Genomic DNA, 14009 nt, shown 5'->3' with positions numbered 1-14009 from the left:
GTTGTGAAATCAGCGTTCTGACCTGAGTATTAGAGAAACAAACGGAAAAATAGTTCCTCATATTTTGCCGTTTTTTGAGCTAATACCGAGGGTCAGCTGATTGAACACCGTTTAGTGGAGAGGTTGTAAAATCAGCGTTCTGACCTGAGTATTAGAGAAACAAATGGAAAAAATAGTTCCTCATATTTTGCCGTTTTTTGAGCTAATACCGAGAGTCAGCTGATTGAACACCGTTTAGTGGAGAGGTTGTAAAATCAGCGTTCTGACCTGAGTAGTAGAGAAAGAAACGGAAAAATAGTTCCTCATATTTTGCCGTTTTTTGAGCTAATACCGAGGGTCAGCTGATTGAACACCGTTTAGTGGAGAGGTTGCGAAAAAGTCGCCTACTTTCGAGTCGTAAGAAATTTTTTTGAAAATGGTTCCTCACAACTTTGCATAAATTTGACTTAATACCGAGAAGTCATGATCCCTATCTAACTCCAAATCACAAGGAATAAGTTCAAAAACTAGCTTTTTTCAACAAATATTACATAAAAAATTCTATGTTTTTTGTTAAATTTATTTGCTTTTTTCAAAAGTATGTTACAGTAATTTCCCAAGGAGGTTTTACAGAAATGAATTTTGTTGCCATGGATTTTGAAACTGCCAATCATCAGCCTTATAGTGCTTGTTCTCTTGCACTAGTCATGGTAAAAAACAGCCAGATCGTTGATGAATTCTATACATTGATACAGCCTGAGACTCCTTTTTTCTGGCGAAATGTCCAAATTCACGGAATCCATCAAGAAGACGTACGCAATGCGCCGAAATTCCCAGAAGTCTGGCAAACTATCCAACCATATTTTCAAAAAAATCGTTTAGTCGTTGCACATAATGCTGCTTTTGATACAAAGGTCTTAGCGGGATGCTTAGATTATTATCATCTTGAACAGCCTAATTATCTTTCTTTATGTACAGTGAAAAGTAGCCGTCGCTTGTTTCCTGAATTTCCAAATCATCGATTGAACACTGTGTGCGAAAATTTGAACATCCAATTAGATCATCACCATGATGCATTGGAAGATAGTCGTGCATGTGCGGAAATCCTGCTTTATCAAGAAAAAAAATTCGGGACAGATCCATTGAAAAAACTTGTGACTATAAAGTAAAAGAATACTTATGAAACACACAAAGAGGTCGTGAGCCTGCCGTTTCACTCCGAGTCACAAGGAGCAATCTCAAAAAATAGCTCCTCATGTTTATTAAATATTGTGACTGGTGACCGAGGAGCTGGCAGGAGAACACCGTATAAGGAAGAGGTTGTGAAAAAGCTGTTCTGCATCAAGTAATAAGAACAGCCAAACAAAAATAGCTTCTGATATTTTTCATTTGGTTGGACTTATTACCGCAGATGCAAGCTTTTGAACACCGTTTACCAAGAGGTTGTGAAATCAGCGTTTTGATCTGAGTATTAGAGAAACAAACGGCAAAATAGTTCCTCATATTTTGCCGTTTTTTGAGCGAATATCGAAGGTCAGCTGATTGAACACCGTTTATTCAAAAAATGGACTGCGTCACGACTTTTGTCACAGTCCATTCATACGTTTTTCTGCCTTCCCAAAAGGATGACAGTTTCTTAACTCTTTTCTTATTTTTTCTATTCAATCAAATAACTCATTTTATATACATCTAAAAATTCACCTAAATCTGTTCTTGCCCCTCTAGGCATGACTGCTTCGATTTGGAAACCCATTTTCTGGTAAAGGTGTACGGCTCTTTCATTACGAACTTGAACATCCAGCTCCAATCGAAAAAGTACACCCATTTCCTTCGCCCAATTGATGATTTCTTCTAGCATAAGAGTACCTAGTCCCATTCCCCAATATTCCTGCAGGATACTGATACCGACTTCTCCCACGTGAGATAAACGAAATTGACTGTCTGCTTTGACTGATGCTGTTCCAACAATCGTCCCCTCATTGATTGCAAGCAGCAATAAATTATTGTTGCTTTCGTACATATAACTCAACTCTTCTGATAAAGTTTCTGGGGGTAAAAGAAGTTCAGCTTCATCTAAAGCTAAAAATTCTGTCTCGCTATTGACTTGTTCCATCATCGAAAGAATATCTTTTGCATCATCTGGCACTGCTTCCCGCAAGATGATTCCAATTTCTTCACTCATGGTTTTCAACCCATTTTTCTAGGATTCGCTGTTTGAAGGTTTCACTTTGCTCCCCGTATGAGATTAGTTTCACATAACGCTTTTCTAAATCTGTATCACTTTTTTCTAAAATCAGTTCCAAATAATCTTCTGGCAGTGCTTCTTCTAATAGGTTTCCCCATTCGACAACGGAAAGCCCATCTCCTTCAAAATATTCATCTAACCCTAAGTCAGCTCCGCTAGCTGCTACCCGATAAATATCCATGTGATACAACGGAATCCTGCCTTGATTATATTCTCTAATAATCGTGTATGTCGGACTTTTGATCATTTGCTTTATTCCCAGTCCTTGGGCGATACCTTTCGTCAATGTTGTTTTACCCGCACCTAGATCACCAGTCAATATCAGATTATCACCTGGCATGGCGGAATGACCAATTGCCTCTGCAAATTGTTCTGTCATTGTTAATCCTGATAGTTCGATCATTTTTCATCTTCTCCCGCTCTTCTTTCTTTTTGCCAGTATATCGCGTAATGAAGTTTTTTTAAAGAAAAAAACGAACTAGCCAAGAACAGCAGCTGCCGTTTTTGGACTAGTCCGTGTGTATTTGTTAATCAATCAATGTTTGTGCTGCTGTGATAATCGATAATTTATATACGTCTTCTTCATTTGCCCCACGAGACAAATCAGAAACCGGTTTGTTCAAACCTTGCAAGATTGGTCCGATTGCTTCAAAGTTACCAAAACGTTGAGCAATTTTATAGCCGATATTTCCTGATTGCAATTCTGGAAATACAAAGACTGTTGCTTGACCAGCTACTTCTGAATCTGGCGCTTTCAGTTGTGCAACTGAAGGAACATAAGAAGCATCAAATTGCAATTCGCCGTCGATCAAATATTGTGGTGCTAGTTTTTTAGCGATTTTAGTGGCTTCAACTACTTTGTCTACTTCTGGCGATTTCGCTGAACCTTTTGTCGAGAAGCTCATCATCGCCACTTTTGGTTCGATATCGAACAGTTCAGCTGTTTTTGCAGAATCTACGGCGATTTCAGCCAATTCTTGCGCAGTTGGATTCACGTTGATCGCACAATCCGAAAAGACATATTTTTCTTGATCTCTTCCACGTACCATGATCATCGCTCCGCTTGTCCGACTGATGCCAGGCTTTGTTTTGATGATCTGAAGTGCTGGGCGAACAGTGTCGCCAGTCGAATGGATCGCTCCAGAGACCATTCCGTCTGCAATCCCCATATACGTAAGCATCGTACCAAAGTAATTCACATCTTTTAAAATCTTTTCTGCTTGTTCTTTGGATGCCTTTCCATTTCTGCGTTCAACAAAAGCATCCACCATTTCATCCCACTTATCGTAATTATCAGGGCTGATGATCGTAAAGCTAGATGTTTTGATTCCTCTGGCATGCGCTGCATTTCTTATTTCTTCTTCGTTCCCTACTAAAATGGGTTCCACAAGTTCTTCTGCTTTCAACCGGGCAGCTGCGCCTAAAATACGAGCATCAGTAGCTTCCGGGAAAACGATTTTGATCCCACGGCGAACAATCTTAAATCTTAAACTATCAAACAATTCCACAAGATGACCTCCAGACGTTTTTATATGTATTATCATACACTATTCCAGAAAAAAAGAACAGTTTATTTTATCTGTATCAGTCAAAAATGCTGGAAAAATTAAGTTTTTCACATACATAGCGAACTGCGCTATAACAGGAAAGCGCTGTTTTATTACACTGTTTCAGGCAGTTGCCAATCAATCGGTTCTTCTCCTAACGCAAGGAGCGCATCATTCGTTTTCGAGAAGGGTTTGGAACCAAAAAAGCCACGACTTGCAGATAACGGACTGGGATGTGGAGATGTTATGATGATATGGCGACTCTTATCGATCATTTTGATTTTTTCTTGTGCCGGTTTTCCCCACAAGATAAACACGATTGGTTTTTCCCGTTCATTTAATTTTTCAATGATCGTGTCTGTTAATCTTTCCCAACCTTTCCCGCGATGAGAATACGCTTGCCCTTCCCGAACGGTAAGAACGGTGTTGAGTAAAAGGACTCCCTGTTTAGCCCATGACACTAGATTTCCATGTTGAACAGGTGCGATTCCAAGATCATCATAAAGCTCTTTATAGATATTTCTTAACGATGGCGGGATCTTTACGCCGGGTTGCACAGAAAAAGATAAGCCATGAGCTTGATTTTCTCCATGATAAGGATCTTGTCCTAAAATCACAACTTTAACTTCTTCATAAGGAGTCAATTTCAATGCTTCATAGATATGATACATATCTGGATGGATCTTTTGGGACGCATATTCTTTTTTTAAAAATTCTCTTAGATGCAGATAATAATCTTTTGAAAATTCTGAGGACAAAACTTCTTGCCAACTGTTATGAATGATTTCTTTCAAAACCTCCACCTCCTAATAAAAAGAATAACTCACATTTTCTTCAATCACAAGGGACAATCTTCACCCTCAGCACTTGATTAATATGGTAAACTAGGAACAAGAAGCAGAAAGGAACGATAATCATTATGATCAAATTAATTGCATCAGATATGGACGGCACATTATTAGATGCCCATATGAGTGTTTCTCCTGAAAATGCCGAGGCGATACGTTTTGCAAATGATGCCGGTGTTGAGTTCATGGTCGCTACTGGTCGAAACTATCAAGAAGCTCGCGCAGCTTTAGATGAGGTAGGAATCGATTGTGCGATGATCACTTTGAACGGGGCACAGGTATTTGATAAAGAAGGAAATTCACTGTTTACCGTATCGATTCCAAATAATCAAGCAATCTCTGTTTTAGATATTCTAGATGCTAACGGTATTTACTATGAAGTAGCAACCAACGATGGTCTTTATTCTGAAAATCAAGCGAAACGAATCGAAAGTTTTGCTTCCATGGTGGCTACCCATTTACCTCACCTTACGTATAAAATGGCGATTGCCATGGCCTCAGCTAAGCTAGAGTTATTGCACATCACATACGTGGACAGTATTCGTGCTATCTTGGAAGAAAAGAATCTGGAAGTTTTAAAAATTATTTGTTTTCATACAGAAGGGCCAGCTGTATTAGGTCCAGTTGGAAAGCAGATTTCTCTTTTAGGCGATTTGGCCGTTACTTCCTCTGGTCAAAACAATATCGAAGTGAACCATAAAAACGCTCAAAAAGGAATTGCTGTTGCCCATGTCGCTCACGAGCGTGGGATTTCTTTAGAAGAAGTCATGACGATTGGCGATAACTTCAATGATGTCAGCATGCTGCAAGTAGCAGGAGTCAGTTTCGCAATGGGAAATGCAGAAATCGAAGTAAAAGATTATGCCAAATATACAACGGACACAAACCTTGAATCTGGCGTAGGAAAAGCCATATTGCGCGCGATTGCAGAAGACTTGTAGTTTTATCTAGAAAAGAGGGATATAGATGTCAGAATTTTTCATTCAGGAAAAACAGCTTGGACGTGCAACTCGGACAATTGTCAAAAACGAAAAAGGATATTCCCTGTTTTTGATGGTTGGTCGCTGGGGAACAAAGGGCGATGCATTGTCTCTTTATGCCATGAATGGCGATCTCGTTGCTCACATCAAGCAGATAAGCCTGACATTCGGTACGCGTTTTGAGCTGTATAAAGAGTTCGAAAAGGTGGGAACCATGCAGAAAATATTCAATTGGCCCGGTGATTTTTATTATATTCGTAGACTTCACTGGACAGTCCAAGGTGATATCTATAATCATCAATATCAAATCCATCATTTCAATCAGCAAATCATGAAAATGGATAAAGCAACACTTTTTTCAGGAGATTACTATGTATTGGATGTCTCAAATGATGAAGATGCTCCAGTTTGTATTTGTATTGCTGCGGTTTTAGATTACTGGCTCTACCGTAAAGACAAAAGTCGCGATAAGTCTGTTTCTTACCGACTTGACTTAAGTTAAAAAGATGTACCTGAAATGCGGAAATACGCATTTTAGGTACATCTTTTTAGATATTCTTTTGCATATGATCATAAAGATGACCACTGATCATCCGCTGACCGACAACTTTGAAGTCATGGCGTTCGTATAATTTTTTAGCCTTTGGATTTTTTTCATCCACACTTAGACCGATGACGGAGCGATTAGCTTTCTTCGCCAATTTAGGTAATGCTTCTAATAACCGTGAACCGATGCCTTGTCCTCTAAAATCTTCTGATACGCTGATAGAGTCCAAATACCATTCATCGGGAAACGTTTCTTTATCAATAAACAAACGTGTAGACGCATCTAGCTGATATTTCTCTAAGATAGGTACCAGTGGCTGATCGATGATTGATTCTTCTTCATCTGTATAACCGTAAGCAACTCCTGCAACTTTACCGTCTATTTCTTCTACGATACCTCGTGAATAACTGTAACGATAATTTGGATCAGTGATTGCTTCTTCTAAAATCTCTAAAGTCTTTTGTTCCCCTGTCTGCTTCAAAAATGGCAATTCCATGTCTTTTAGAATCACTAAGATCAATGGGGCGATTTCTGGAGCATCTTCTTTTCTCGCAAAACGAATCATAGTTTCCTCTCCTTTTCTCCATTCTAACATGCAGAAAAAGAAATCGCAAAATCGTTATTTTAAAAAATCTTCAATCTTTTCAGTAATGAAATAACCATGAGTAACGATTCTTGCCGCTTCAGTTCGGCAATAAGGGCAGACGACTGGCATTTCTTTATCATTATGTTCGACTACATTATTGACTTCTTCGTATGCAAATTTTTTTCCGCAATTAGGGCATTTCATTTTTTCCATGTTATCTCAACTTCCTTTCATCTTTACTCTCTTAGCTTACTCTTATATTGAAAAAAAGAGAAGCAATATCCTTCTTCTATGCAGATATCCATACCTGACGGTCCTGTTCTCCATCTATTAATCGGACTTTATAATAAGGACGTTCATCTTTGACTAGAAGTGTCCACTCTTTCACTTTTGCTTTTTTCCCGTAGTAGCTGACTGCTTCCTTCATCGCTGCTTGCGGTTGTTTGAACTCTTCCGCTTTTTCTATATCAAAAAGATGTTCTGCGGCCTTTTTCGTGTCATTTCGTACGGTTGTTTTCCCAGTGGATGGATTGACTGCTATGACTTGTCCTTCACAAAAAAACTGGTATTCATATGTTGCATTCGTAGGATTATCCAAGTCTTTTTCAACTGCAAAATGAATAGCAGATATGTTATGTTCTTTTGTTTCGTTTTTTACAATTGCTGCTGCTTTTTTCAATGAGATCCGATATTCCTGGTCACTAATATCATCCATGTGAAAAGCGGCATTGAGCAGTCCCGTCATACCGGTAATCCCTATTACGATGAGGGCAGCAACACCAAACATCATTTTTTTCATTCTTCATTCTCCTGTTTCTTTTTTTTAAAGAATATCAAGAAATGAACGAATGAAAAATCGAATGAAACGAAAAAAAAGTGACAATTTTGTTATCTTTATTCGTGCAATTCTAATGGCAATCCGTCTGGATCAAAGAAAAACGTCATTTTTTTTCCTGTAAAGGTATCTTCTCTAATCGGTTCTGATTCGATCCCTAAGGACTGCAATTCTGCAATTGTTTCTTCAATATCGTCTACTTTGAAAGCAAGATGACGCAAGCCACAAGCTTCTGGATAGTTTGGTCGTTGTGGTGCATTAGCAATTCCAAAAATCTCCAATTCAGCACTTCCTAGTTTCAGATCTAATTTATAGTCATCTCGTTCTTTGCGGTAATTTTCTCTGATTACTTCAAATCCTAATTTATTAACATAAAAATCACGTGATTTCTGATAATCTGAAACAATGATGGCTATATGATGGATCGTTGTAAGGTTCATATGAGCACTCCTATTCTTCGTTTAAGCTCGGATCTATATTAATCTCCAGTTCCATTGTAAATGTGTCAGATTGAAAAAAATAGCTGTTTTTCCTTTTTATTAAGAAAAAAGGCAAAAAAAACAGAAAGTAGGTCCTCCAAGACACTCTTCCTGTTCCCAATATAATAAATGAAAGTAAGAAATTATATTTTCAAGAAAACAAACAGAAAATTATCATAACACAAATTATTTGTAATTGAAAGACTAGTTTTTTTTTAAGAAAAGCATACAATAGATTGTGTTAGTAAATACAGAACACACTACATTTAGTGTCTTAAGGAGTCCTCATACATGAAGTCATATTTTCAGTTTTTAGCTCATCAGCTAAAAGGCTGGCCGCAACAAAATTATTATCTTTTCTTTTTCAGTCTTGGCTGCCAGGTCATGACTCTTGTCAATAGTCCCATCACTTGGCTGGCCGTTATTACATTTATCGGTACCACGCTTGGTGTATTGTGTATTTTATCCATCAATGCGGCAAAATCAGTCAACGGTATTTTAGGTATTTTGTCTGCGATTTGTTTTATTATCGTTGGATTCTCAGCAAAGAACTATTTAAGTATCGGTGAACAGATTGCTTATATGATCACATTGGATATCCCCGTATTGTTAAGTAAAGAATGGAATCATAATATGGCTTCAAAAATCCGAAAATTCACTGGAAAAAGCTGGTTTATCGCAATCATCAGTACTTTCCTTGTCTATCTTGTTTCAGGATTCCTGATTGGTCGTTATACAGATGATCCTCGGCCGTGGGTAGATGCCATTGCTTTTTCTATTAGCTTGACTGCTGGTATCATCAGTTTCTTGCGTTACAACAACCAATATTACTGGTGGTTAGCTTCAGGGCTTGCTCAAATGGTCCTTTGGTATATTTCATTTACGCATGGATCTGCAAGTTTGGCGATGTTCGTGAACAGCTCTGTTTACTTGCTGAATGATGTCCTTGCATTTACCGTTTCACCTTGGTATAACCAAAAAGAACGTGAACGTATGCAAAAAATGGAAGAAGAATACTACAACGCACAACAACACGCATAAAAAAACTGAGCGTGGGACAAAAGTAAAGAACACTTTTGTCTCACGCTCTAAACACGTATAAACGGCTGAAGCAGAAGCAACTCCTTCGGAAATAAGCTGAAATTCACAAAAATTCGAAAAGCAATTTTCGTGAATTCCTTCTTATTTCTTGGAGTTAAACGCTTCTGTCCCAGCCTCTATTTTTTATAGTAATTCCTTCAGATACTTTCTTGCCTCATCATTGAAACGCAGTGATTCTTCTAACTTCTGATAATATTCCAACGCTTGTTTCTGAGCTTCAGTAAAACGATAATGTTTTCCTTTCCATTTGTCGATTGTCTCTTGCATATTTCCAGATTGGATATCTTTAACTACTAGTTGCCATTTTTCTTTTGAGACTGTACGGTCTTTCTTATCAGCAGATTGTATAGCTTCTCGTTCTTTACGCAATACTTTTAAAAAACCATTTCTGACTATCCGAGGAATGCTGTCGAAGAACCCTTCTGTAAAACCATAGCGACAATATTGCTTCCAAATAAATAGATAGATTTTTGGTTGGATGAATCGTTGGTTTTTCGCAAAATATTCCATCTGAGCAGTGACTTCTGGTGTTCGTTGACGTTTTGTCTTTCTCAACACGGAAATAAATGTTTCAAAATAAGCATTAGGATGTACTGGCACTTCTTCATATACGATGGATTGCCAATCTTTACGTAAAAATGCGCGATAGTTGATCAAGAATTCTTCTACATCCTTTACTAATTCTTCTGCAAAGTCGTCAAATAGTTCTTTTTTTATCTGTCGCTTTTTTGGCTGCCCATTGATGTGTTCACTTATTTTCTTGATTTCATTTTCCAATGCTTGATAATCCGCTATGTAAATCGGCATTTCTACTTGGCGAAATTCTGCGAGCCGCTGAGCTAATTTTATATCCGGTAAATATGGCTGTTTCATCCGACGATTTTGGTACAAGACAAAACAGTATTTTTGCCATAGTCCTTCAGGAAAATCGATATTCTTCTGCTTAAGCCATAATAATTCGTCTAAGGCCAGATCAACTTTTGTCATTCCCTGATGGATCGAAGCTGCCACTGTCGGAGAGACATGCAGGTGATCGGCAAAGTGGTTGATGCCTAGTTTTAGGATCTTTCCGGTTTTTGGCGATTTAACGATGTATTGCACTTTTAATTCTCTACCACACTCACAATACAATTTTTGCTGGCTTCGTTTTGTTCGAAAAAACGGATTGATCTTGAAGTCAGAAAACACCCAATCTGTTGCAGCTAAATAATGTTCTTCCATAAAACGAGAGCTGATTAGATATCGGCGGTGCTTATCGACTAGTTCCCGCTGTTTTTTCGTTAATTTTGCATAGATCTCCCAACGTTGACTGCTTGTGTATTGTTTAGAAATTTTGATGGGATAGCTTTTGCTGATTTCTTTTGGAAACCATTCTTCAAAGACGGATTGCCATTCTTCCACGGCTGTTTCTTTCCTTTCTAATTACAAAAAGCTGGCTACTAACATAACGTTAGCAACCAGCCAGTGTTTCTTGCTAAACTAGTGAGTTGTTCCGGCATTTCCGGAAATATCTTCTTTATTTTCTACTGCTGCTTCAACTGCATAAGTCAAAGAAGAAGCAATGTCTTCTAAAGACATAGAAGGTGTACCCACTGGACGATCGATCACTTGATCGGGTGAGAATGGCACGTGGATGAACCCACCTCGAATGGCCGGGAATTGTGTTTCGATCAAATGAAGCAAACGATACATGATATCGTTGCAGACAAATGTTCCTGCTGTATAAGAGATGTACGCTGGTAGACCATGATCTTGTACATTTTTTGTCATTGCTTTGATTGGCAATGAGGTAAAGTAAGCGGCTGGACCGTTTTCTTCTAAAGCCGTATCGAATGGCTGATTTCCTTCATTATCAGGGATTCTTGCTTCTGCTAGATTGATTGCGACACGTTCGAACGAGACTGCTGACCGTCCACCTGCTTGTCCGACACAGATCACGACATCTGGTTGGTGCTGTTGGATGGCTTCTTTGACTACTTGACTGCTTTTTTCGAATACGGTCGGTACTTCCACTTTGATGATTTCAGCACCGCTGATTTCATCTGGCATTTTTTTTACTGCTTCATAGGCTGGATTCACTTTGTCCCCACCAAATGGATCAAAACCTGTTACTAGTACTTTCATCTGTTGTTCCTCCGTCCGATTGATTTAACATATGGTTATCTTTTATCATACCATTTTCCTTGAACAGCGTAAATAAAGGAAACAATAGTTTAAATAACATAACAGATCAAACTTAATATATTCTTATAAAAAAATAGTGTTCCACTACAATGTTAGAAGAGGTTGCGACAATTATTCTGTCACAACCCTTCTCTTCTATTATTTAAATAGAATCATATAAGCAATTTGGAAAACTAGCATAAATAACGCAATAAACAACTGGTTTTTGATCACTCCGTATTTGTCTTTCATCTCCAGCATCGCTACAGGCACGATATTGAAGTTAGCAGCCATCGGTGTCAGCAGGGTCCCACAAAAACCGCAAGTCAATGCAACCATTCCTATTAACGCTGGATTCGCTCCATGACTAAATACGAATGGTGCACCGATCCCAACCGTCATCACGGTGATGGCCGCAAATGCATTCCCCATGATTACCGTAAATATCACCATGCCAAGAGCGTAAATGATGATGCCGATGTTCACATTTCCTTCTGGAACGATCGTACCTACTGCATTGGAAATCACTGTCCCAACTCCAGCGCTTGTAAATACCGCACCTAGAGAAGCTAAAAGCATTGGCAACATGCTTAACGGCCCTACTGTGCCCAGCATATCTGCTGCATCATCTAAAAATGTACTTGGTCGATTATCTTGAGAAAAGAACATCAAGATTAGCATGGCTGCAAAAACACCGACGCCCACGCCGACTAAAGCACCTAAATTGGTAAATAGAGCAAACAAGATCGCAAAGACACCGATACTCAAAGCTGGAATAAAGATTTTCATTCCTAGTTTGTCTGACATTTTTTCCATATATTCTTTTGATGGAAGCCGGCTTTCTCCTTTGCTGACTTTCTTAGCAATTGCTGGTATGGTCATCGCAAAGATCAAGCCACCATTCACGATTGCCGGAAGCCATCTTCCTCCTGCAATAACTACCCCTAAGACCGTCCAGAAAAAGGCTGACCCATAACGATGAGGATTGGTTTTATCTGTTAAATTTCTTACTCCAGTGTAAATCAATACGAGTCCCATCACGATATAAAGGATCTCCAGTAATTTATCGCCTAATAAAATATCAGGATTTGTAAAAAAGTCCATCTTATTGCCCCTTTCCTGGATAATATTTCTTCGCTAATTTCTTTTCTTTAAGATAGAAGTAGACACTTGCCACAACTAAAGCCGTGATAGCCACTGGAACTTCCACTAAAGCAAGCTGTCCCAATGTTACGTCATATCCTAGATCTTTCAGTGTTGATTGGACTAGCAACGCCCCTGCTCCTCCGATGAATAGTACTTGGCCAAAGAACCAGCAGACATTTTCCATAGCCGAAGCCATCCCTTTTAGTTCTTCTTCATGCTTAGGATGGACTTTTAATCCTTTTGATTCGATGGTTCCCAATGCCATAGGTAGAATGATCGGACGAACAAATCCAGCAACTCCACCAAAACTCACGTTAAAAGCCGCAAAGATCATTCGAAAGATCCCATAAATATCTACAATCATACCAGCAGATACTTTCTTGAATCGCTTGATCAAGGAAGCCGCTGATTCTTTCAGACCATTTCTTTCAAGCGTTCCTGTTGCCAACATAATGATGATAAAAATCGCCATCCCGCGATTGTTTACAAAACTTGTACCTAAAAGTTCTAACATTCCTTGAATGCCAAGACCGCCAGTCAAAGCTGTAACAACTAAAGCAACCATTACGATCAATATCGAGTCTAATTTAAATGCAAACCCGAGAATAACAATCAAGACGCCTAAAAGGCTAAGATAATTTTCCATATATTTTCCTCCATAAAATGACAATATTTTTTTAATTATAAAGCAAAACACATAAAAAATATAGTTGTTTTCTCACGAAATAGACACTATTTTTAAATATTTTTCGTTATTTTTTTATCACAAAAATTATCTTACTTATTGTAAGGTAAAGCTTTTTTTAATTTATTGCCCGCTAATATATAGAAATAAGGTCTAGTTACTGTTTTTTTTAAATGATTAATAAATAACAACTCCTTTCTATGAAATTGCAAAGCATTCATCTTCTTTTCTGCTAACGATATATCCGTCAATGCTTGGTACACTTTACTAAAAAGTATGAGATTGCCGATATCTGGATAGGTGTGCTATACTACAGAAAAAGATATACGATCTGCCACCGGGTAGTAAAAAAGAGGATGATCATTCCATTAGGTCTTTGAAGGGATGATTCTCCTCTTTTTGTGTATTTTTTATATTGAAGGAGGAACGTATGTATGGCATGGATGGAATTAATCATAGCAGGAATTTTGGAAGTATTCTGGTCAACGATGATGAAATGGAGTGATGGTTTTTCTAAAATCAATTATTCTTTTTACACAGTGATTGGAATGATTGCTAGTTTTTACTTTTTATCAAAGGCAATCAAAAGTTTGCCGATGAGTCTCTCTTATCCTATCTGGACAGGGATTGGCGCAGTTGGTTCGGTCATAATTGGTGTGGTCTTGTTTCATGATAAGCTGAATCTTTCCACTTGGTTCTTTGTGGGGATGCTACTCATCAGTATCATTGGCATCAAGATTACTAGCGGCCACTAGACACTTGGAATAAGTACTGATCAGAAAAAATAAGCCTTTTTATTTAATATTCAATTTTTTTATGAAAAAATAAGAAATAAGTCCAATGACCTAGCGACTTCTCCACTCATCAG

The 14009-nt window shown here is 38.2% G+C and carries 17 protein-coding genes; 5 read left to right on the top strand and 12 right to left on the bottom strand.

The genetic code is table 11. The features are described from left to right. Window positions 1-614 precede the first annotated feature (614 nt). On the top strand, window positions 615-1148 hold the full coding sequence (locus tag OS139_RS10020; RefSeq protein WP_002291442.1) for a 3'-5' exonuclease: 534 nt from the start codon (window positions 615-617) through the stop codon (window positions 1146-1148). 488 nt (window positions 1149-1636) lie between these two features. Here OS139_RS10020 and OS139_RS10015 read toward each other — a convergent pair whose 3' ends face one another. From OS139_RS10015 to OS139_RS10000, 4 genes are all read right to left on the bottom strand, one after another. Beyond that, window positions 1637-2161 (bottom strand): GNAT family N-acetyltransferase, encoded by a 525-nt coding sequence (locus OS139_RS10015; RefSeq protein ID WP_002306112.1) that lies wholly within the window; start codon window positions 2159-2161, stop codon window positions 1637-1639. After that, window positions 2154-2627 (bottom strand): tRNA (adenosine(37)-N6)-threonylcarbamoyltransferase complex ATPase subunit type 1 TsaE, encoded by a 474-nt coding sequence (gene tsaE, locus OS139_RS10010; protein WP_002306111.1) that lies wholly within the window; start codon window positions 2625-2627, stop codon window positions 2154-2156. The genes OS139_RS10015 and tsaE overlap by 8 nt, the downstream gene beginning before the upstream one ends. A gap of 124 nt (window positions 2628-2751) precedes the next feature. After that, window positions 2752-3732 (bottom strand): phosphate acetyltransferase, encoded by a 981-nt coding sequence (gene pta / locus OS139_RS10005; RefSeq protein WP_002306110.1) that lies wholly within the window; start codon window positions 3730-3732, stop codon window positions 2752-2754. Window positions 3733-3884: 152 nt separating this feature from the next. Then, entirely contained in the window at window positions 3885-4565 is a 681-nt protein-coding gene (locus OS139_RS10000; RefSeq protein ID WP_002331616.1) for a uracil-DNA glycosylase, read from the bottom strand. 125 nt (window positions 4566-4690) lie between these two features. On the opposite strand from OS139_RS10000, the gene OS139_RS09995 reads away from it, so the two are divergent. Together OS139_RS09995 and OS139_RS09990 are read left to right on the top strand one after the other, a co-directional pair. Continuing rightward, on the top strand, window positions 4691-5560 hold the full coding sequence (locus OS139_RS09995) for a Cof-type HAD-IIB family hydrolase (RefSeq protein ID WP_002287072.1): 870 nt from the start codon (window positions 4691-4693) through the stop codon (window positions 5558-5560). A 25-nt stretch (window positions 5561-5585) separates the two neighbouring features. Further along, window positions 5586-6101 carry an LURP-one-related/scramblase family protein gene (locus OS139_RS09990; protein WP_002331617.1) on the top strand — a complete coding sequence of 172 codons (516 nt, stop codon included), beginning with the start codon at window positions 5586-5588 and terminating at the stop codon, window positions 6099-6101. Between the two features lie 46 nt (window positions 6102-6147). On the opposite strand, the gene OS139_RS09985 is transcribed toward OS139_RS09990, so the two are convergent. The 4 genes from OS139_RS09985 to gloA2 all read right to left on the bottom strand — a co-directional run bounded on the left by OS139_RS09985 (window position 6148) and on the right by gloA2 (window position 8007). Next, window positions 6148-6711 carry a GNAT family N-acetyltransferase gene (locus OS139_RS09985; protein WP_002331618.1) on the bottom strand — a complete coding sequence of 188 codons (564 nt, stop codon included), beginning with the start codon at window positions 6709-6711 and terminating at the stop codon, window positions 6148-6150. A gap of 54 nt (window positions 6712-6765) precedes the next feature. Continuing rightward, window positions 6766-6945 (bottom strand): hypothetical protein, encoded by a 180-nt coding sequence (locus OS139_RS09980; protein WP_002291570.1) that lies wholly within the window; start codon window positions 6943-6945, stop codon window positions 6766-6768. Between the two features lie 76 nt (window positions 6946-7021). Then, window positions 7022-7531: a hypothetical protein gene (locus OS139_RS09975; RefSeq protein WP_002291572.1), complete on the bottom strand. Its 510-nt coding sequence runs from the start codon at window positions 7529-7531 to the stop codon at window positions 7022-7024. A gap of 95 nt (window positions 7532-7626) precedes the next feature. Beyond that, entirely contained in the window at window positions 7627-8007 is a 381-nt protein-coding gene (gloA2, locus tag OS139_RS09970) for an SMU1112c/YaeR family gloxylase I-like metalloprotein (RefSeq protein ID WP_002287076.1), read from the bottom strand. Window positions 8008-8337: 330 nt separating this feature from the next. Between gloA2 and pnuC the strand changes: the two genes are divergently transcribed. Continuing rightward, the gene (gene pnuC, locus OS139_RS09965) at window positions 8338-9087 is read left to right on the top strand and encodes a nicotinamide riboside transporter PnuC (RefSeq protein ID WP_002299958.1); all 750 of its coding nucleotides are present in this window, start codon (window positions 8338-8340) and stop codon (window positions 9085-9087) included. 183 nt (window positions 9088-9270) lie between these two features. Here the strand turns inward: pnuC and OS139_RS09960 are convergent, their stop codons facing one another. The 4 genes from OS139_RS09960 to OS139_RS09945 all read right to left on the bottom strand — a co-directional run bounded on the left by OS139_RS09960 (window position 9271) and on the right by OS139_RS09945 (window position 13102). Further along, a complete protein-coding gene (locus OS139_RS09960; RefSeq protein WP_002306106.1) occupies window positions 9271-10548 on the bottom strand; it encodes a hypothetical protein in 1278 nt (425 codons plus the stop codon). Window positions 10549-10626: 78 nt separating this feature from the next. Continuing rightward, on the bottom strand, window positions 10627-11271 hold the full coding sequence (gene pcp / locus OS139_RS09955) for a pyroglutamyl-peptidase I (protein WP_002287081.1): 645 nt from the start codon (window positions 11269-11271) through the stop codon (window positions 10627-10629). A gap of 198 nt (window positions 11272-11469) precedes the next feature. Then, window positions 11470-12414, bottom strand: a complete 945-nt coding sequence (locus OS139_RS09950; RefSeq protein WP_002306105.1) for a DUF979 domain-containing protein — start codon at window positions 12412-12414, stop codon at window positions 11470-11472. A 1-nt stretch (window position 12415) separates the two neighbouring features. Next, complete coding sequence (locus tag OS139_RS09945; protein WP_002291575.1) at window positions 12416-13102, bottom strand: DUF969 domain-containing protein; 687 nt, start codon at window positions 13100-13102, stop codon at window positions 12416-12418. 473 nt (window positions 13103-13575) lie between these two features. Here OS139_RS09945 and OS139_RS09940 point away from each other — a divergent pair, with 473 nt between their 5' ends. After that, window positions 13576-13896 (top strand): DMT family transporter, encoded by a 321-nt coding sequence (locus tag OS139_RS09940; protein WP_002287086.1) that lies wholly within the window; start codon window positions 13576-13578, stop codon window positions 13894-13896. Window positions 13897-14009 lie beyond the last annotated feature (113 nt).

This window comes from Enterococcus sp. E4-223 (assembly GCF_035727065.1).
GTDB classification, from domain to species: Bacteria; Bacillota; Bacilli; order Lactobacillales; family Enterococcaceae; genus Enterococcus_B; species Enterococcus_B faecium.
The sequence above is the reverse complement of the archived record's forward strand: the minus strand, read 5'-3'. Positions and strand labels throughout refer to the sequence as shown.

Coding starts and splice junctions, on each gene's coding strand:
- pnuC (WP_002299958.1), top strand. CDS start 8,338: ATGAAGTCATATTTTCAGTTTTTAGCTCATCAGCTAAAAGGCTGGCCG.
- OS139_RS09940 (WP_002287086.1), top strand. CDS start 13,576: ATGGCATGGATGGAATTAATCATAGCAGGAATTTTGGAAGTATTCTGG.
- tsaE (WP_002306111.1), bottom strand. CDS start 2,627: ATGATCGAACTATCAGGATTAACAATGACAGAACAATTTGCAGAGGCA.
- OS139_RS09980 (WP_002291570.1), bottom strand. CDS start 6,945: ATGGAAAAAATGAAATGCCCTAATTGCGGAAAAAAATTTGCATACGAA.
- OS139_RS09945 (WP_002291575.1), bottom strand. CDS start 13,102: ATGGAAAATTATCTTAGCCTTTTAGGCGTCTTGATTGTTATTCTCGGG.
- OS139_RS10020 (WP_002291442.1), top strand. CDS start 615: ATGAATTTTGTTGCCATGGATTTTGAAACTGCCAATCATCAGCCTTAT.
- pcp (WP_002287081.1), bottom strand. CDS start 11,271: ATGAAAGTACTAGTAACAGGTTTTGATCCATTTGGTGGGGACAAAGTG.
- OS139_RS10015 (WP_002306112.1), bottom strand. CDS start 2,161: ATGAGTGAAGAAATTGGAATCATCTTGCGGGAAGCAGTGCCAGATGAT.
- OS139_RS09975 (WP_002291572.1), bottom strand. CDS start 7,531: ATGAAAAAAATGATGTTTGGTGTTGCTGCCCTCATCGTAATAGGGATT.
- OS139_RS09990 (WP_002331617.1), top strand. CDS start 5,586: ATGTCAGAATTTTTCATTCAGGAAAAACAGCTTGGACGTGCAACTCGG.
- OS139_RS09950 (WP_002306105.1), bottom strand. CDS start 12,414: ATGGACTTTTTTACAAATCCTGATATTTTATTAGGCGATAAATTACTG.
- gloA2 (WP_002287076.1), bottom strand. CDS start 8,007: ATGAACCTTACAACGATCCATCATATAGCCATCATTGTTTCAGATTAT.
- OS139_RS09995 (WP_002287072.1), top strand. CDS start 4,691: ATGATCAAATTAATTGCATCAGATATGGACGGCACATTATTAGATGCC.
- OS139_RS09985 (WP_002331618.1), bottom strand. CDS start 6,711: ATGATTCGTTTTGCGAGAAAAGAAGATGCTCCAGAAATCGCCCCATTG.